Annotated in this window: 14 protein-coding genes and 1 pseudogene; 5 read left to right on the top strand and 10 right to left on the bottom strand. The window is 41.4% G+C overall.

What is annotated here, in order from left to right:
* Positions 1 to 137 precede the first annotated feature (137 nt).
* Positions 138 to 1,186: pseudogene (locus EEL30_15245) on the top strand (hypothetical protein).
* Positions 1,187 to 1,362: 176 nt separating this feature from the next.
* Here the strand turns inward: EEL30_15245 and deoC are convergent.
* The 3 genes from deoC to EEL30_15230 all read right to left on the bottom strand — a co-directional run bounded on the left by deoC (position 1,363) and on the right by EEL30_15230 (position 4,652).
* A complete protein-coding gene (gene deoC, locus EEL30_15240; protein QDX93527.1) occupies positions 1,363 to 2,040 on the bottom strand; it encodes a deoxyribose-phosphate aldolase in 678 nt (225 codons plus the stop codon).
* A gap of 36 nt (positions 2,041 to 2,076) precedes the next feature.
* A complete protein-coding gene (locus EEL30_15235) occupies positions 2,077 to 3,381 on the bottom strand; it encodes a pyrimidine-nucleoside phosphorylase (protein QDX93526.1) in 1,305 nt (434 codons plus the stop codon).
* Positions 3,382 to 3,713: 332 nt separating this feature from the next.
* The gene (locus tag EEL30_15230; GenBank protein QDX93525.1) at positions 3,714 to 4,652 is read right to left on the bottom strand and encodes a sugar-binding transcriptional regulator; all 939 of its coding nucleotides are present in this window, start codon (positions 4,650 to 4,652) and stop codon (positions 3,714 to 3,716) included.
* Between the two features lie 143 nt (positions 4,653 to 4,795).
* On the opposite strand from EEL30_15230, the gene EEL30_15225 reads away from it, so the two are divergent.
* Positions 4,796 to 5,578, top strand: coding sequence for an alpha/beta hydrolase (locus EEL30_15225; protein QDX93524.1), 783 nt, complete (start codon positions 4,796 to 4,798; stop codon positions 5,576 to 5,578).
* Between the two features lie 264 nt (positions 5,579 to 5,842).
* Here EEL30_15225 and EEL30_15220 read toward each other — a convergent pair whose 3' ends face one another.
* From EEL30_15220 to EEL30_15210, 3 genes are all read right to left on the bottom strand, one after another.
* Complete coding sequence (locus EEL30_15220; GenBank protein QDX93523.1) at positions 5,843 to 6,832, bottom strand: sensor histidine kinase; 990 nt, start codon at positions 6,830 to 6,832, stop codon at positions 5,843 to 5,845.
* Positions 6,829 to 7,536, bottom strand: coding sequence for a DNA-binding response regulator (locus EEL30_15215; GenBank protein ID QDX93522.1), 708 nt, complete (start codon positions 7,534 to 7,536; stop codon positions 6,829 to 6,831). Before EEL30_15215 ends, EEL30_15220 begins: the two co-directional genes overlap by 4 nt.
* 124 nt (positions 7,537 to 7,660) lie before the next feature.
* Entirely contained in the window at positions 7,661 to 7,999 is a 339-nt protein-coding gene (locus EEL30_15210) for a four-helix bundle copper-binding protein (protein ID QDX93521.1), read from the bottom strand.
* Between the two features lie 397 nt (positions 8,000 to 8,396).
* Here EEL30_15210 and EEL30_15205 point away from each other — a divergent pair, with 397 nt between their 5' ends.
* From EEL30_15205 to EEL30_15195, 3 genes are read left to right on the top strand one after another with little or no spacing between them, the layout of a single operon-like run.
* The gene (locus EEL30_15205; GenBank protein ID QDX93520.1) at positions 8,397 to 9,518 is read left to right on the top strand and encodes a spore gernimation protein; all 1,122 of its coding nucleotides are present in this window, start codon (positions 8,397 to 8,399) and stop codon (positions 9,516 to 9,518) included.
* Positions 9,493 to 10,995: a spore germination protein gene (locus tag EEL30_15200; protein QDX95783.1), complete on the top strand. Its 1,503-nt coding sequence runs from the start codon at positions 9,493 to 9,495 to the stop codon at positions 10,993 to 10,995. The genes EEL30_15205 and EEL30_15200 overlap by 26 nt, the downstream gene beginning before the upstream one ends.
* A complete protein-coding gene (locus EEL30_15195; GenBank protein ID QDX93519.1) occupies positions 10,992 to 12,152 on the top strand; it encodes a Ger(x)C family spore germination protein in 1,161 nt (386 codons plus the stop codon). The genes EEL30_15200 and EEL30_15195 overlap by 4 nt, the downstream gene beginning before the upstream one ends.
* A 435-nt stretch (positions 12,153 to 12,587) precedes the next feature.
* Here the strand turns inward: EEL30_15195 and cydC are convergent, their stop codons facing one another.
* Genes cydC through EEL30_15175 form a run of 4 tightly spaced genes read right to left on the bottom strand, consistent with a single transcriptional unit; the run spans position 12,588 to position 18,520 of the window.
* The gene (cydC, locus tag EEL30_15190; GenBank protein ID QDX93518.1) at positions 12,588 to 14,351 is read right to left on the bottom strand and encodes a thiol reductant ABC exporter subunit CydC; all 1,764 of its coding nucleotides are present in this window, start codon (positions 14,349 to 14,351) and stop codon (positions 12,588 to 12,590) included.
* Positions 14,351 to 16,114 carry a thiol reductant ABC exporter subunit CydD gene (cydD, locus tag EEL30_15185; protein ID QDX93517.1) on the bottom strand — a complete coding sequence of 588 codons (1,764 nt, stop codon included), beginning with the start codon at positions 16,112 to 16,114 and terminating at the stop codon, positions 14,351 to 14,353. The genes cydC and cydD overlap by 1 nt, the downstream gene beginning before the upstream one ends.
* Positions 16,114 to 17,130 carry a cytochrome d ubiquinol oxidase subunit II gene (gene cydB, locus EEL30_15180; GenBank protein ID QDX93516.1) on the bottom strand — a complete coding sequence of 339 codons (1,017 nt, stop codon included), beginning with the start codon at positions 17,128 to 17,130 and terminating at the stop codon, positions 16,114 to 16,116. Before cydB ends, cydD begins: the two co-directional genes overlap by 1 nt.
* Complete coding sequence (locus EEL30_15175; protein QDX95782.1) at positions 17,117 to 18,520, bottom strand: cytochrome ubiquinol oxidase subunit I; 1,404 nt, start codon at positions 18,518 to 18,520, stop codon at positions 17,117 to 17,119. The genes cydB and EEL30_15175 overlap by 14 nt, the downstream gene beginning before the upstream one ends.
* Positions 18,521 to 18,733 lie beyond the last annotated feature (213 nt).

Below are 18,733 nucleotides of genomic sequence, written 5' to 3'. Positions count from 1 at the left end.
TTAGTAAACAATTACATTTATTATGTATAAAAATCAGACTGTTGTTCTGAACGAATAGGCTTGCCTCATAGACTGATAGCAGGATACAACTCCTTGTCTAATTCAACATTTTTCCAACCAAAAAAGGAAGATGATCGATGATAAAAAATACCTTTCGTGTCACGTCCTTACTTACATCCTCGATGTTGGGGCAGGATTTCTCAGTGGTTATGAATGGTTGCGGTTTTTTACCTATTATGGCACCTGGGGTTCTATTGGTTTGGTTTTGGCCATTATAGCAATCACTTGGCTCCTGTACGAATCTCTCCACTCGGCCTATCGCAATCAGTTATTCTCGCTCTCCCAGTTTTTAGCCCATCTAATGGGGCCACAAATCGCTCATGTGCTCGGCTTCTTTACAGCGCTCATCATCATTGCTTACAGTGGGATTGCACTAGCAGATCAAGCACTCTTTTTAGAACAGACAATCTCCCTGCCAGCACTGCTCGGTTTACTCGGTTTACTAGTCCTAGTCTTCTTTGGCGCCAGGCTCTCCACCTCTTACTTAGCAAAGATAGCCGCGGGATGCATTTTGGGAGCTCTCATCATTGTATTGTTTTTATACAGCAACCAAGCCCATATCCCCTTACCCAGTCTATCTTACCAACTGAATTTGAAATGGCTCTGGAACGGTTTATTATTTACTGGTCTACATTTATTTTTCAGTATGGCTGTCCTGTTTCCCTTAGTAAAGGAAACAGACTCACTACAGTCACTACGCCTGGGTATCGGATTAAGCGGTCTATTGTTTGGTGTAATTGGATTATTCATTCATTTTCAAATCTTATCCCATTGGCATGATGTACACACCCAACTCAAACCCATTGTCGAAATTCTAATGTCTCAATTACCGTACAGCGTATATGCGTACCTTCCCATAAGTCTCGGACATGTCATTATGCTGGCAAGCATTCTGTTACGCAGTCTGACTGAACCATTGATCCAAGAAACGCATCTGCGTGAACTACCACTCGTACTTACCTTGGTGGCCTTTGTTGGAGTGATAGCCTTCTTTGGCATCCATTTCTCATTTCTCTCTCCCTTGCTCTACAGCACGATCACCTATGCGGGCTTAGCTCTATTTAGCATTCTTATCGTGCAATTTAGTGGTAAGCGTAGACCTCCCCAAGGGACTAGTGATTCCTAATACTAGTTACCTAATGAGCAAGCACATACAGTTTGTAACAGCTACTTTCTCCACGCGTATAAATGTAACACGAACAGCAGGTACACTTTCCCATTAAAAAAGCGTTTCTCTTTGCAGGAATAGCTCCTGTAAGAGAAACGCTTTTTGGGTGGATACTTATACCTTGTACCCTTGTCCTAGTATTGCGAGTTAGATACTTCTCCTTTTACGATCGACACACCCGCGCTTGCGCCAATGCGAGACGCTCCCGCTTGAAGCATTTTTTCTACATCTGCATAGCTACGGATGCCACCAGATGCTTTCACACCTACATCCGGACCCACTGTTTTACGCATTAATGCGATATCTTCAACAGTGGCACCACCTGTTGAAAATCCAGTAGATGTCTTCACAAAATCAGCTCCAGCTTTCACAGATAATTCGCATGCACGTACTTTTTCTTCTTCTGTTAGTAAGCACGCTTCGATGATAACTTTTACCAATGCTTTACCTTTTGCTGCTTCTACTACTGCGAGGATATCTTGTTCAACTAATTGGTCATTTTTATCTTTTAATGCGCCCACGTTTACGACCATATCTACTTCAGTCGCTCCGTTTTCAATTGCATTCGTTGTCTCATAAGCTTTCAGTTGAGGAGTATTCGCTCCTAATGGGAAACCAATAACTGTACACACGTTAACTTCTGGCGCTTCTTTCAATAGTTCCGCGCACAAGCTTACCCAAGTAGGATTCACGCATACGGAAGCAAATCGGTATTCTTTCGCTTCTTCGCATAGTTTTACGATCATTTCTTTAGTCGTTTCTGGCTTCAATGCTGTATGATCAATATATTTTGCTACGCTTTCTTTGGACATGTACAATCCCCTCTTTCGTAACCGTTTACTAATTATCTACTCTTTAATCTCACAATAGACCAACGGCAATGCATCCACTGGTTCTTTAGAGAAACCATACGAATGATAGATACGTTCCATCACTTGTTCTACATCCTGAGTATTGCTGTGGATCGTTACGAGTGATTCTCCTTGCTTCACTTGGTCCCCCACTTTTTTATGCAGAATCAGACCTACTGCAAGGTCAATCTCAGATTCTTTGGTAGCACGTCCTGCTCCTAAGATCATAGCGGCTGTACCAATGTCGTCTGCGATGATTTCAGATACATAACCATCCGCTTTCGCTGGAACTTCCATGGTATATTGAGCAGTTGGCAAACGATCTGGTTGATCAACAACGCTAGCGTCTCCACCTTGTGCAGCCAAGAAGGTTTTAAAGGTTTCTAGAGCTTTGCCGTTTGCGATCACTTCTTCTAGCTTGGTACGTGCTTCTTCTAGACTCGTAGCTTCTCCTGCTAAATAAACCATTTGCGATCCTAACACCAAGCAGAGTTCACGCAGATCCTCTGGGCCTTGACCGTTTAATGTATCGATGGCTTCTTTTACTTCCAACGCATTCCCGATCGCAAAACCAAGGGGTTGGCTCATGTCAGAGATAACTGCCATCGTTTTACGCCCTACTTGATTACCGATTTTCACCATGGTGCTAGCCAATTCTTTAGCATCATCTAGCGTTTTCATAAAAGCTCCAGCGCCCGTTTTGACATCCAGTACAATTGCATCAGCACCAGAAGCAATTTTTTTACTCATAATAGAGCTCGCAATTAATGGAATGGAGCTTACCGATCCTGTAACATCACGCAATCCATACAGCTTTTTGTCAGCTGGAGTAAGATTTCCGCTTTGTCCAACAACGGCTACTTTATTTGTGTTTACCAAGCGGTTAAACTCAGCATTATCAATCTCTACATGGAAACCAGCTACGGCCTCCAGCTTGTCAATCGTGCCTCCGGTGTGTCCCAGACCACGTCCTGACATTTTTGCCACAGGAACCCCTACTGCTGCAACCAGCGGAGCAAGAGCTAACGTTGTAGTGTCACCAACGCCACCTGTGCTGTGTTTATCTACTTTCACACCTTCTATAGCGGACAAATCAATCTGATCGCCTGATTCAACCATTGCCATCGTCAGGTAAGCCGTTTCCTCTGGAGTCATACCCTGAAAGTAGATAGCCATAGCTAGTGCAGACATTTGATAATCCGGAATAGATCCATCAGTAAAACCCTCAACGATAAAGATAATCTCTTCTTTGGTCAGTTCTTTTCCATCGCGTTTCTTTTCAATTAAATCGACCATTCTCATATTGATCACCTGCTGTTTCATTATGTATGTTGACAGCTACTACCGTGAGATTACCTACTTCAGTATCTCCACATTCACCTTATCAGCCTTATGAGCAAATGTCAAATATCGTTTGAACATTTGTCCAATTTCTTATAATGCATAAATGGATCTCTATTCAGAAGGTAACAACGGGTTGCTGTCTTTAAAAAGGATAAGCACCTATTTTAAGACATTTTGTGAAGATTACAAGTAGAAATTTTTGATTATCAAAAAGAGACAGCCTTCTCCATAGGGAGAGGTTGCCTCTTTTATTGTAAGATGAATGTAATTTACGAGCTTATGCATGACCTCTATTTTTTTAATAATTCCTTGGCTGTGAATTGATCAGTAACCAAAACATTATTATAACCACCCCGAATGGCCCCTTTTATCGCCTCTAGCTTCGTTGATCCTCCGGCCACTAGAATTGACTGTTCTTTGGTCTTCAGCTCTTCTATCGGGATACCAACTGTTCGATTCGTTAGCTCTTCATTTACAATGGTACCCTGTTGGTCATAAAACCGGGAACAAATATCACCTACAGCCCGCTTGGCTAACAATGCTAAATCACGTTCACTAAAATACCCCAATCGAAACAATAAAGAATCAGACATGACACCGCCTACAGTAAAAATGGCAATGTTAGCTTTTCGTGCCAATTCTAATTGCCGATGTATGTAGCGATCTGTCTCCAACGTTTCTTTTACCAACGCCGAATCGACTATTGCTGGTAGAGGCAAATAATGTGGCGTAGTGTGATAAGCCTGTCCAAATAAATGCAGTACCTCAGAGGCATACGTATTTGTTTGAGAATGACTGACCCCACCCTTTAATTGCACCACCTGTGCCCCTTGAACAGCTTTAGGTTGTAATTCCATGGCTACCCGATACAATGTTGTGCCCCACGTAACCGCAATAATATCATTGTCTTTTATGATCTCATGCAGATATTGCGCTGTTCGTTTGCCGATCTGTTCTTTAATGAGCGTCTCGTCATTAGATGCTACTGGTACAACCAATACACTTTTAAGCCTATATTTTTGCGTAAGTTCAAACTCAATTCGCTGAATACTTTCATCTGGATCCATAATCTCAATGCGCACAATACCCTCTGCCTTCGCTTGCTGTAGCAATCGCGACACAGTTGGTCTTGATACTCCTAATTTTTTAGCAATCTCTTGTTGGCTCAAGTCCAGTTGATAATACATCCTGGCTGCTTCCACCATTTTACTAATCTTTTTCTCTTCCATAGGTCACCCGTCTACCTTTACGTCTTCTATCAAGACTATACAGGCAAACCCGTGTTCTAGCAACCGTCTGCTAACACCTACATGTTTGAAACAAGAATACCTTGCGCAGATTAGTAACTAAACGTGTAAAACGGAGGTATCATATGCCTTACTTTATTGCTAATGGCGCAACCATTCACTACGAAACAAAAGGGGAAGGACTTCCAATTTTGTGTATCCACCCGCCTTTACTTACGGGTAGCATTTTTTATTATCAACAAAAGGAGCTACATGACCGCTATAAGATTATAACTGTAGATTTGAGAGGACATGGCACAAGTAGTCTCTCAGCATTACCCTTTACCTATGAAGGAATCGCTTCTGATTTAGATCAATTACTTACACATCTCTGTATAGATCAAGCAGTTCTGCTAGGCTACTCAACCGGGGGTTCTATCGCATTAGAATTGATGTTACAGGCACCGGAACGCATACGAGGTGCAATTTTGTTAAGTGGAATGGCACACTGCCGGAACAATTCTCTACATCGCTTGATCTCTCTCGGCGAAAAAGTAGCCCGTCGGGGGGCGCTACACTCATTAGCTATGATTACTTGCTTTAACAATGCCAATAATCCCCTTACTTTTATGCGCAATTATCGAGATGCCATAAAAGGTAACCCGATAGGTATTGCTGACTACTATCGCTATGCTGCTTGCTATGATACGTTAGATCGGCTCAGTCAGATTAATCAACCCGTTCTACTATTATCTGGCGAAAGAGATCGCCACTTTACCTGCTTTGCTCAAGAAATGGCTTCTCAATTACCTATGGCAAAGGTTCGTTCCATTCCACGCTATAAGCATCAGTTGCCCACAAAAGCTTATCACGAGGTAAATTTATTGGTGCATCAGTTCATTAACAGTTTTTGTAAGAATTCTGAATGACACTTGGAATTGGGGGGCGAGGTAAGCTACACTTTTTTAAAAAGTTCAAACGTGCTAGCGGAGTTGTGTTAGGCTAGTTACCTTACGTTTTACCTAACTCTTTATCACAAGCGACTGTATGTTGGATACATACACCATACGGTCGCTTTTCTGTTGCATTCATACGATTTGCCATGAAGGCTCCTATAACTTGATCTATTTGATTGGTCAATCTAGTCTGCTTCATGCAAGCCATTTGCCTTTCACCCTATGAAAACATAACAATTACTTCATCACATGACAGGGGAAAATCAGCAAAACAGTCGTTCCTTCTCCTACTTTGGAGGTAATGTTCACCTGATGCTCTAATTTCTCACTGATCTGTTGCACCAAATATAGTCCCATTCCAGTTGATTCCCGATATTTACGTCCATTCTCCCCAGTAAAAAAGGGGCGAAACACACGTTTAATGTCTGCTTCTGGTATCCCAATCCCTCTGTCTATAATTTCCAACACAACCTCTTTATCCCTTTGGATTGCAGAGATTGTAATCTTTTGTTTGGAGCCTGCGGAATATTTAATCGCATTGGTAATGATCTGATCTAGCATAAATGGGAGCCATTTCGTATCTGACTTTACGTAAATCCCTTCTGCAATTTGTACATCCGGATAGACTTGGTTGCGTATAAAATACGTTTTGTTCTCCTGAATTACCCTTTGCACGATAGGCTTTAATTCAACGGAATCCACTTGGAAATCTCGCTCAAACACTTCCAAACGCGACGTATGTAGGACCATTTCTAATCCCCGTCCAATCCGATCTGCTTCTTCTCTGAGACTAGGAAAAGGAGATTCATCCTCATCTTGCACCAACAACTGGATGACAGACAAAGGCGTCTTCATCTGATGAACCCATTGGTTCATGAAAGTGACATGCTCGTCTTTCTTACGTTCATGTTCAAGAATCATTTGCTGATACATCCGATATTGACTCTGCATCGCTTCAGCATAGGCTTCACTAATAGGTGTTTCGTGAAAATCGACTAAAGAATCTTCCAAGGTCTCCATTGGTTTTTCCAAATGCAAGTAAAATTCTCTAGAGCGGATATACGTAATAAAAAGATAGATAGCTAACAACCCTATACTTAGTACAAACATATAGATCAATACGGAATTTTTTACGTAACCATCCAATAGTAAAATAAACAAAATAAACAGCAATTGAAAAACTTGGAAGAAAATCAGACGCAAATGTTCACGAAAGAACAACTTCACGCTTCATTCCCCCACGTAAGTAACAATCTATACCCTGCCCCGCGCACAGTTTCAATTGCGTCTTCAATTCCTAATTCCTGAAACTTTTTACGAACACGTGTGATATTAACATTCAATGTATTGTCGTCCACGTATACCTGATCGTCCCATAGATTTTCTAACAGACGCTCTCGGCTCACAATACGCGGATAGCGCTTCATTAATTCCTCAATTAATACAGCCTCTTTTTTCGTCAAACTCACCATTTCATTATGTAACGTAAGCTCCATTCGTTCTGGATACAGAGTTAATCCAGCTTGTTGCACAATTCGTTCCTGCATTTTAGGAGCATAATCGCCATAATTGCGACGTAAATGACTACGAATTTTGGCCATAACGACATCATAGTGGAACGGTTTCGCTATGTAGTCATCTGCTCCATTTTCCAATCCTAGAATCTGATCCATTTCTCCTGCTCGGGCTGAGATAAACAGAATCGGGCATGTAGAAATCTTTCTAATCTGGCGACACCAGTAGTAGCCATCGAATTTTGGTAAATTCACATCTAGAAGAACCAACTGTGGGTTCAGCTCTTGAAACTCTTCCATCACACGTTCAAAATTCTTTACAATAACTGCTTGGTAGCCATATTTTTCAATATAGCTTTGTAAGAGTTCAGCCAGTTTGGGATCGTCTTCCACGATGTATACAGTATTTACGTTCATCTCATTTTCCCCTTTTCCAAACGTTTGCTTCCCTATAGTTTATCACATTTTTATACCGATTCCTTGTGTATCATCATCGCATAAAAAAAGCCATCGATACAAGTATGGACAGCTTTTTGACAAACTAGTGAACCACCATCTCATGACAAGCCGCTGCACATTGGTAACAAGCATGGGCACATTTTCGGCAATGGTCTTGCTCGTGTTGACCGCATACTTTTGCACATGTTTCACAAATCTCTGCTGTTAATTTGCAAATTTGACTACTAAACATACTATCCAAGGATAAAGCGCTGATAGCTACCATGCATATTTCAGCACTTTGGCGAACTAATCGAAGACAGTCTCGGTAAATGTCTACCTCACTTTCTTGTAAGCAAGCCACATAGCATTCGTTACAGGCCTGCAAACAAGCCTTACACGATTGTAAACAGTTCTCTATCTGTTGAGATGTAATTTGCATCTTTTCATCCCCTGCTCTTTCATTTCCTACCTATTTACCCGTTTCTACAATAGGAGAATCATAAAGAAAGAAACCATACATTAACATCTCTACACATTCATAAGAGTCTTACCAAAATCACTCTAATTTGAAAGGAGCCATTATATAGGGCACCATCGGCTTCTATCGCTTTGAAAACTCAGTTGTCATATACATGTTAAAGACGACCTATCAAGCTATCCCATTCTGCAAGAAGCGTTGCATGTATTAGAACATAACTTTAGAAGATTCGAGCATTAAGCATCAGGATGAACATCCCTAAGTTTCCCTTTTTTAGGAAAGGATTTTTTTCGGTTAATCTTCCCTTGTTTCGTTCACACTAAGAAAAATCCATTTTTAGTAAATGGGGGATATTCATGTGAGATACAGAGATAAACCTATTACGTTTCTACAGACCTGTTGTATTTTCTTTCTATCAGCAGGGCTCCTTAATCATGTTATCTTAATTCCTTTATTGCTACGTGTTGTTGAAAGAGATGGTTGGATTAGCATTTTGCTCGCTACGCTACTTACCATTTTTTGGATCCCTCTATTACTGTTCATCATTCGTAGGCAAAAAGGAGTGAAATTATTTACTTGGATTGAGCAGCAGAGCAACACCTGGCTTGCTTGGTTTGTCACTGGGCTTCTTGTTCTCTACTTACTTTCAGATGCGTATGTAACCATTATTGACGTGACGATGTGGATAAAGATATCCTATTTACCCGCCACTCCTATATTTGTTATTTCCGCCAGCATGATTCTATTGTCGATGCTTTGTGCTTTATCTGGTATACAGCCTTTAGCTGTCTGTGCAGGAATTTTGCTACCATTCGTTATCCTGTTAGGTTATTTCGTTATGGGCTCCAACTTTCAGTACAAAGATTACTCACGATTGCTACCCGTCCTTGAAAATGGATATCTCCCTGTTCTAAAAGGAGCGATGATCATTGGAAATGGTATGGTGGAAATCATCTTTCTTCTGATGCTGCAACACCATATCTCTACCTCCATAACCTTTAAAAAAGGAATATGGCTCTGTATTTTCCTAGCTGGGCTAACGATTGGCCCTTATATGGGGGCAATCGCTTGTTTTGGGCCAAAAGAAGCCGCAAATCAAATGTACCCAGCTTTTGAACAATGGCGTCTGGTTACCATTGGCAAATATTTTGAGCATGTCGATTTTTTTTCCATCTTCCAGTGGCTATCTGGAGCTTTTATTCGTGTATCCCTAGCTCTTTTTCTTATTTATGACGTTCTCCCTATCAAAAAACGTGGACATCAGATTCTGGTAACTATTTTGTCCAGCATTCTTATTTTGGTAGTCATTTTGTTCCATACAAAAGATCCTTTATTAATTGATCCATTTAAAAAAATCTATTTTCCCTTATCATTGCTCATATTATTAGCTATTTCACTCTTGCTTGCTCTCCTTGGTAGCTTGTCAAAAAAGAATGCGAGAGGTACGGATGAACATGCGGAAGGAAATGAATCAACCTAAAACTGAATTGGATAAAACAAGCTGCCAACAAAGCTTAGCTCAGCTTCTCTGTGATTATTTTGCAAAATGTGCTGATGTGAAAGTAGAAACATTTCAATTGGCTACCGCAGATTCATCTGCACCTATTTCGTATTTCTATTGCGATGGTCTAACAGATGCCAAACAGTATCGCCAATTTGTGTTTTCCGATCTCCAAAAGATGTTTAGCATGTATTCCTCCATCGAAGAGTTAGAACAGCATCGGACATTGCCTTTACAGCCTATTGATTCTCCTGTTGATATAAAAAAGATCGAGCGAGAATTATTTGCCGGGAAGCTCATCGTTTGTCTGGGTGAATATGATCGAGCCTTTCTATTAGATATTTCTGATCCGCCTAATCGGATGCCGGAAGAATCTAATACGGAGATTTCAATTAAAGGCCCCAAGGATGGGTTTACTGAAAGCGTTTCTACAAACGTAGCTCTCATCAGAAAAAGACTTCGCACGGAATCAATGTGGTATGAAAGCTTCACAATCGGTGTTCGGGGTCAGTCTCAGGTTGCCCTTTTGTATATCAATGATATTATTGATCCTTACCTCGTAGAAGAAGTACGACATCGGCTCACCAACATTAGTGTAGATGCCTTGGTTAGTAGCTCGGAGCTAGGTGAGGCCTTGGGTGACTCCTCATACGCCTTGTTTCCTTTACTGGATTATACTGGACGACCTGACTATGTAGTACAAAGCTTATTGCGTGGCCGCTTTATCATTTTTTTAGAGGGCTCCCCTATGGCATTAATTGGACCAACCAACCTCCTTTTGACGTTAAAATCACCTGAGGATGCCCACTTTCCGTTCTATTTTGTCACCTTTGAGCGTGTACTCAGGCTCCTTGGACTAATCGTATCCATTTTTACGCCTGGATTCTGGACCGCCCTAATTTCGTTCAATGTAGAACAATTACCATTCCCGCTGTTAGCTACAGTAACAACGGCACGGGTAGGACTGCCCCTCTCTTCCTCAATGGAAATGTTTCTGATGATGGGTTTGTTTGAATTATTTCGGGAGGCCGGGATACGGTTGCCAAAAGCAGTAGGACAAACCATAGCAGTAGTCGGGGGATTAATTGTTGGAGATGCCTCCATACGAGCTGGACTCGGTTCGTCCACTACCTTGGTCGTTGCAGCGGTGACGGCGGTGGCAACCTTTACTTTGGTCAATCAGTCGTTGAGTGGAACTGTTAGTGTCTTGCGGGTATTTGTACTCATTTTATCCTCCTTTTTAGGTATGTACGGTTTTTTCTTAGCCCTATTGTGGATTGTGTTCTATTTGTGTACTCAAGAGTCGTTTGGTCTACCTTATTTAGCACCGATCTCTCCTCCAACCTTTGGAGATATGCTCAAATCACTAATCGCTATTCCTTTAAAATCGATGAGAAAACGACCAGAGATTCTGCATACAACAGATTCCACTAAACAGGGCAGGGAGAAATCATGAGAAAAAAAACTTGGTCGTTTCTCTGTTGCCTCCTGACAGTTTCGTTGTCGTTGTTGTTAACCGGCTGTTGGGACAATAGAAACATTCAGGATCTGAACTATGTGAAAGCACTAGGGATTGATTATAAGGATGGAGAATTTATTGTCTACACGCAGTCCTTCGATTTTACGAATATCGCTAAGCAGGAAGCGGCTAGTAACAAAGTAACCAGGCCTATCTGGATTGCTCAAGCCAAAGGAAAAACGATAGACAGAGCAATTAACAATATTTTCAAATCTAACCAATTACGAGTGGTTTGGGATTATATTACCGCAATTGTTCTAAGTCAGAGGGCGTTAGAAAAAGATATCTTGCAAAGCATTGATAACTTGATCCGATATCCTGAGGTCAGATACACACCTTGGGTATTTGGCACAACGAAACCCATCAATACCTTATTTGCTACTCAGTCTCTCTTTGGACTCTCTCCCCTTCTCACTATTTTGCATAATCCTAGAGAAGCCTTTAAGCAGGACTCCACCATTGAACCGATCAGGCTTCATCGATTTGTCTATGAGATAAGAGCGCCGGGAACTACGTTGTTGCTACCATCTCTGAGTATCAATCAAAAGGATTGGAGAAAGGATTCCCAAAAAACCCCTCAATACGAAATAGACGGGATATACGCGATTAAAGATGGCACGGATCGGGAGTGGTTCCCAAAAAATCAAGTGCTTGGCCTGCGCTGGTTGACATACAGTACCAAACATTCCTATCTTACTATTGATCGAGGGCAAAAACCGCTGGCTGATCTGGCCTTTTCCAAGCCCAAGCATAAAGTAAAAATTGCATTTGATCAAAGTGGTCAACCCATTTTTTCTATTTATGTGGACGTGCATGGATTTATAGAGGAGGTAAGCGAAGCAACTGAGATGAAGGAGCTACGTAAAAAAGCAGAACAAAAAATAATGCAAGAGATTAAGAGTACCTATCAAAAAGGAATCAAAAAGGGAATTGATCTATATTCACTAAAAAACCATCTGTACAAACAGGATATCCAAGCCTGGAAACGTCTATCAGATGGAAATGATGTTACACTAACCAAAGAGTCACTGGAAAGTATTCATGTCCATGTCAGTATCGATCACTTTGGCATGTATCGCATTAATAAAAAATAGAGGAAGTACCAAAAGAAGTTTGTCTCCTTTTGGTACTTCCTCGTTTTTATGAATTAGCCGAGAACACTCGTGATTTTAATCATGAGATGAATCGGCTTCGGACAAAGTGTGTCTTCTGACACGTTACTTGTCCGACTACTTCTTTGAATAACTAACAAGAACAGGTATACTAATCTTGTACAGATTGCTCATTGAAAACGGAATGTATGGGGTTGCCATAAGGAATGCTTTTGTGGCGTAAAACATTCAAGCACCTTCGTCCTCTCTGACCGAAAAGCGAAAACCAAGCAGTAGGTCAGAGAGAAGAGTCCAACGTACACTTTTTTTCAATAACCGTAGGGACTACGGGGATAGCCTGCTAATTCTCACTTCGTTGGATGTGATAGCGCAGGAATCTCGTGGCTTTAGCCATGAGAGGTTCAAGAAAAGGATTACTCACTTCACTTGAAATGCCGCAGGTCGATCCAGATGATACAAATTCCGATAGCGAGGCTCTTTTTCCATTAATTCGGCATGTGTTCCTCTCATGATAACCTTTCCATGATCCATAAAAATCACTTCATCCATATGCTCTGCACCTACCAGATGATGCGTAATCCAAATGAGCGTTTTTCCCTGCATAGTCTTAAAGATGGTACGAAGCAACTCACGTTCCGTACGAGGATCTAACCCTACTGTCGGTTCATCTAGCAACACGATCGGCGTATTTTGTAAGAGAATACGTGCCAGTGCAATTCGCTGACGTTCACCGCCAGAAAAACGTTGCCCCGTTTCATGCATCGGAGTCTGATATCCTTCTGGCAAAGATTCGATTAAACGATCCAGTTGTACCTGCCTACAAACCTCCTTTAGTTCTTCATCAGAGGCCTGTAAATCTCCAAGGCGAATGTTATTCCCTACAGTAGTGTCAAATAGATGAGGACTTTGATTCAATACTGACATTATCGTCGGGATATGTTCTTTGTATTGATCTGCCGGTATACCATGAATGCTGACACTACCCCCCGTAGGAAGAATCGCACCTTGTATCAGCTTTAATAAGGTGGATTTACCAGCACCACTTCGTCCAATGATCGCTATTTTTTTACCTTGTGGGACAGTAAGCGAGACCTGTTGAACCGCAGTAGGCGCTTCTTTAGAATATTGATATGTGACTTTCTCTATGCGAATATGCGCATCTTGACGAGCTAGTTGTACCTGTTGCTCAGCTACCACTGGATGAATATCGCGAATGTTATTTCTATCATCTACACTGTTGATACTGTGCAATCGATCTAGCGAGTTTTGATATTGTGGAATTTTCTCGATGGCTTCTGAGATTGGTAAAAAGATATCCATCACAGGAAACATTACCAGTACAAAAGCAGCAATCAACGTCACCGTAATTTCACCCATTGCGTATTGATCACCTGTCCAAAATAACATGGTCACGACGATGCAACCAACAATAATCTGTCCCAAGAAATTACGCCATTTACTCCATTCACTTAATGCGTCGTCGATACGGGCTACTTTTGCTTCATCCTGCTCGTAAGAATGAACGAACTGCTCCTCCCTACCGCTAATCACCCAATCACTCATACCCATTATGGCATCCGTCAGTTTTTGATATAGACCATTGCGTTCTGATTTACTGTCCGTTTGAAGATGTTTCGTTAGCATAAGAGAAATAGCTGGAAACACAAATAGTAATAACAAGATCAGAAAAGCCATTAACAAGGCAAATCCTGCATCAAACCAACCGATTACAGCGAGCACTACCCCATACATGACGAGTGCCACGATGCTAGGAAAAATGGTGCGCAAGTAAACATTTTGTAGATACTCAATATCATCAGCTAGAACGCCTAACAAATCACCCGTGCGAAAACGTGAGCGAACAAACAAAGCCTGTGGCTCTAGCATTTGATACAGACGCAAACGCATTTTCGATAGGATCCGCAAGATTGTATCATGTCCAATCAAACGTTCTACGTAATGCACAACGGCACGACTGGTCCCAAACGTGCGGACCAATACCACTGGCACATAGACCAACAAAATATTCTCTGGACGCAATGCCGACTTAGAGATAAGAAAACCTGATGTAAACATCAAAGAGCTAGCTGTAAGAGCCGTACATACTCCTAGGAAGATGATAGCAACAAACCTTCTCGCATGGGCTCTTATGTAGGGGCGAAACCATTCTTCTCGCTTCATTAGATTTCCTCCCCTTGCATTGAGATCATTTGATAGTATGCTCCTTGTTTGGCAAGCAGCTCTGCATGTGTACCTACTTCCTTCACCATACCATGCTCCAGTACAATAATTAGATCCATATCAAGCATCCAATGTAGCCTATGTGTTGCCAACAGCACTAATTTATCATCAAACAAAGAGAGCATCGTCTCTTTTAGTTCATATTCTGTCTCAATATCGAGATGGGCGGTCGGTTCATCCAATAAAATAATGGGGCGATTGCTTAAAAATGCACGAGCAAGCGCAACCCTTTGCTCTTGTCCACCGCTTAACGCTCGACCACCATTCCCGATTGGTTCCTCACCTTTCCTAGGTAAACTGTTGAGCAACTCACCTAAACCAGTTGCTTCAATCGCTCTGTTTACCTGCTCATCACTAGCTGAAGGAGAGTAAAACTTCACATTTTCATGTAACGAGCTTGAAAAAATATATGGATGCTGAGGAATATAGGTGGCTTGACTTTGCCATTCAGCTTTGCATAGCGAAGATACCCGATGACCATTCAACTCCATTTGTCCCGAGGTAGGGATTAAAAATCCTGCAAGTACATCAATCAATGTAGACTTACCAGCGCCACTTTCTCCAATAATTCCAATCTTTTGCTTTCCAGTAATCGTAAAAGAAATATCTTGTAAAGAAGGATTGGCTTCTATAAGAGCTTGTTCTAATTGAATTGATTCCGCATTTACCTCATGCTGCATCCCAATAGAAGTAAGCACCAACGAGCTATCATTCGTCCATTCGTTTACAGTTACACTAGCATTTTCATCTTTGTCCATGGCAACCTGATTTTTAAGGATCGCTTGGATCGCCTCTCCCGCTTCTTTCCCATTCAATGTCGCATGATAGTCAGCACCCACCATACGAATTGGCAAGAAATACTCAGGTGCTAAAATTAACACTGTTAACCCTGTTAATAGGATCATATCTCCTGAAATAAGACGCAGCCCTAGACTAACCGCAACACAGGCCACAGAAAGCATTGTAAAAAAATCCAAAGCAAAAGATGATAAGAAAGCTACACGCAGGGTTCCCATCGTAGCAGAACGATAACGATCACTTACCCGTTCAATTGTATTACTATGTGAACGGCTTAAACCTAAAAACTTGAGCGTTTCCAATCCACGTAATGCATCTACAAAATGGTTGGATAAAATACGGTACGACTTCCATTGACGATCCATTTTACTTTTAGCTGTAAGACCAATCAAAATCATGAACGCAATTAAAATAGGCATAGTAACAAGCAGAATAGCCCCTGAAATCATATCGTGCCAAGCTACATAGGCTAGAATAATCCAAGGTGTAATCGCAGTACTAACCATACGTGGGATAATCAATTCTAAATAGGTACGGAATTGTGCAACGCCCTCTATTACAAGCGTTACTACATTTCCTGTACCCTGAGTTTTAGCAAAACGCGGTCCTAATAAAAATAGTTTCTCCATCAATTTTCTGCGCACATCACTGCCTGTTTTTTCAGCAAATCGATAGGCAATTTTCTGCTGCATCAGGTTGGTCAGATGACGAATAAGAAACGCCAACAGGAACAAGCCCAATCCCATATATAAATCTTGCAGTTTTTGACCAGCAAAAAGGGCGGAAATCACTTCCGCCAACCATTTTGCCTGGTACAGAATGGACAAACTTTGGATTAGGACAAGCGCAGCTACTGCAATTAGAACTGGCATAATTCCTTTATAACAGAGTAAGTTTTTACCCATTAATATTCCAAGTGCTCCTTCTCATGTACACGTTTATGAAATACGAAGTAACTCCAAATTTGATAGCCCAACACGAACGGTAGCAATGTTAAAGCTACTATCGTCATGATTTTCAGCGAGTATGAACTAGATGACGCATTATGAATTGTCAGGTTAAACATACTATCGATGGAGCTGATCATTACACGCGGGAACAATCCAATAAATACCGAACTGATCGCAAGTGCAATCACTGTACCTGTCATACCAAAAGCCCAGCCATCGCGTTTTTTAGAAATAAAGTAACCAGCCAGAATATAAGCAATAACACCCAATACCGCAGTCACACTTAGTATGCCACCTCGAACGGCAAAAATATCCGTCATGAAGTAGGTCATCCCACCAAAGATAACCAATAAAAGCGCCAGTGGAACCAATAACAATTTTGCTTGCTTACGAGCGCGGAATCGCAAATCACCTGTTGTTCGCAGGGTTGCAAACAAAAGTCCATGTACTTGGCAAAGGACAACAACAGTCACTCCACCCATCACACTATAGAGATTTACCATGTCAAACAATCCAGCATTCATTTCCATGTTTGAATCGATTGGCAAGCCCTTTAATAGACAAGAGAACACAACACCAAACAGGAACGGCGGCAAAAAGCTACCGATAAAAATGGCGATATCCCACACTTTTCTCCATGTTGCGTTATCCACTTTTCCACGGAATTCAAAAGCGACCCCGCGACCGATTAACGCTAACAGAAGAAATACTAACGGCAAATAGAACCCACTAAACAGCGTTGCATACCAGTTAGGGAACGCAGCAAACATCGCTCCTCCCGCTGTCAGCAACCATACTTCATTCGCATCCCAGAACGGACCGATTGAGTTGATTAAAACACGGCGATCCAAATCAGATTTGGCTAGGAAAGTAGTAGACATCCCGATTCCAAAATCAAAACCCTCTAAAAAGAAGAATCCAATAAATAAGACTGCGATTAGGACAAACCATAGTTCATTAAGAGAAAGCATGAGTTTCCTCCTTATTAAACGGGTCATTTGTGCTTGCTTCTGCCTTCACTAGGGCATAAGGACCCTTCTTTATAACACGAGTGAACAAATATAGTAACACGATGAACAGAGCCAAATATATCGTACTAAAAGCAATTAGGGAGAATAACACTTCACCAGCAGATACGCTTGGAGAAATACTGTCTTCCGTTTTCATCAGACCAAACACAGTCCACGGTTGGCGACCAAACTCAGTCATGACCCAACCTGCTGTATTTGCGATAAACGGCAATGAAATGCTATACACCATCGCATGCATAAACCATTTATTTGGCTGGTCCAGCTTTTTGCGCCAAGACAGATAGAGTCCAACCATCGCTAGCAGAATCATCAAGCTACCACCAGCTACCATGATACGGAAGCTCCAGAATGTCGTACGAACAGGCGGAATATAATCACCAGGACCATATTTTTGTTCATATTCAGCTTGTAACTCAAGCATACCAGGAAGGTCACCTGAGAATTTACTATAGGATAGGTAGCTTAGCATGTATGGAACTTCAACTTGCATTCCATTTTTCTGATTCTGCGTATCAATCGTAGCAAATACTGTCCAAGGAGCAGGGTCCGGACTTCTTTCCCACAAAGCTTCACTCGCAGCCATTTTCATAGGCTGTGTTGCCACTAAATATTGAGCTTGTTGGTGACCAAACACAGCAACAAGGATAGAAGAGATAAGAGCAACAACTATCGACAACTGAAATGATGTTTTAAAGAATGATACTTCTTGTTTACGCAATAATTTATAAGCGCTGACACCTGCTACGAGAAAAGCCCCTGTTGCAAACGCGGAAAAAATCGTATGCGGGAACTCTACCATTAACTGTCCATTTGTGACGAGCGCAAAAAAGTCATTCATCTCTGCACGACCATTATTGATTTCAAATCCTACAGGTCGTTGCATAAATGAGTTAGCTAACAGAATCCAAAACGCAGACATCGTCGTACCAAAAGACACCAGCCAAATGCAAAGACAATGCACTTTCTTTGACAAACGATCCCAACCAAAAATCCACAAACCGATAAATGTAGATTCCAAAAAGAATGCTAATAATGCCTCAATCGCAAGCGGTGCACCGAAAACATCCCCGACAAACCGGGAGTAATTAGACCAGTTCATACCAAATTGGAACTCTTGTAAAATCCCTGTAACAACACCCACACCAAAGTTAATCAGGAACAGCTTTCCCCAGAACTTTGCCATGTGCTTATATTTTTCTTCCCCTTTTACCACATACATCGTTTCCATTATTGCGATTAGAAAAGCTAACCCAATCGACAATGGGACGAAGATGAAGTGGAAAATCGTTGTGGAAGCAAACTGAGTACGTGAAAGCATTACCAGATCCAAATCCATAGATTTCCTCATCCCTCTCTCTTGATAGTTTTTTAACTAAAAGGTATTTTATCTATCCTTGCGTTATTTTCTCAGATTGTCCCATAGCTCATGTGTGATATTTATCACATTTATATAAAGAGTTTCAAATGAAATTGAAAAGATTCATCTATCCGACAAAAAGTAACATTTTAACAAATGATTATTCAGAAGATTCCTTATATAACA

The organism is Brevibacillus laterosporus (genome assembly GCA_007833815.1).
GTDB lineage: Bacteria > Bacillota > Bacilli > Brevibacillales > Brevibacillaceae > Brevibacillus_B > Brevibacillus_B laterosporus_D.
Note: the sequence above shows the minus strand (reverse complement) of the source record. Positions and strands in the feature narration are given on the sequence as shown.

What these genes read in the sequence shown, in the direction of transcription:
- EEL30_15215 (QDX93522.1), bottom strand. Translation starts at nt 7,536, where the DNA reads ATGAACGTAAATACTGTATACATCGTGGAAGACGATCCCAAACTGGCT.
- EEL30_15225 (QDX93524.1), top strand. Translation starts at nt 4,796, where the DNA reads ATGCCTTACTTTATTGCTAATGGCGCAACCATTCACTACGAAACAAAA.
- cydC (QDX93518.1), bottom strand. Translation starts at nt 14,351, where the DNA reads ATGAAGCGAGAAGAATGGTTTCGCCCCTACATAAGAGCCCATGCGAGA.
- EEL30_15195 (QDX93519.1), top strand. Translation starts at nt 10,992, where the DNA reads ATGAGAAAAAAAACTTGGTCGTTTCTCTGTTGCCTCCTGACAGTTTCG.
- EEL30_15230 (QDX93525.1), bottom strand. Translation starts at nt 4,652, where the DNA reads ATGGAAGAGAAAAAGATTAGTAAAATGGTGGAAGCAGCCAGGATGTAT.
- EEL30_15200 (QDX95783.1), top strand. Translation starts at nt 9,493, where the DNA reads ATGCGGAAGGAAATGAATCAACCTAAAACTGAATTGGATAAAACAAGC.
- EEL30_15235 (QDX93526.1), bottom strand. Translation starts at nt 3,381, where the DNA reads ATGAGAATGGTCGATTTAATTGAAAAGAAACGCGATGGAAAAGAACTG.
- cydB (QDX93516.1), bottom strand. Translation starts at nt 17,130, where the DNA reads ATGCTTTCTCTTAATGAACTATGGTTTGTCCTAATCGCAGTCTTATTT.
- EEL30_15210 (QDX93521.1), bottom strand. Translation starts at nt 7,999, where the DNA reads ATGCAAATTACATCTCAACAGATAGAGAACTGTTTACAATCGTGTAAG.
- cydD (QDX93517.1), bottom strand. Translation starts at nt 16,114, where the DNA reads ATGGGTAAAAACTTACTCTGTTATAAAGGAATTATGCCAGTTCTAATT.
- deoC (QDX93527.1), bottom strand. Translation starts at nt 2,040, where the DNA reads ATGTCCAAAGAAAGCGTAGCAAAATATATTGATCATACAGCATTGAAG.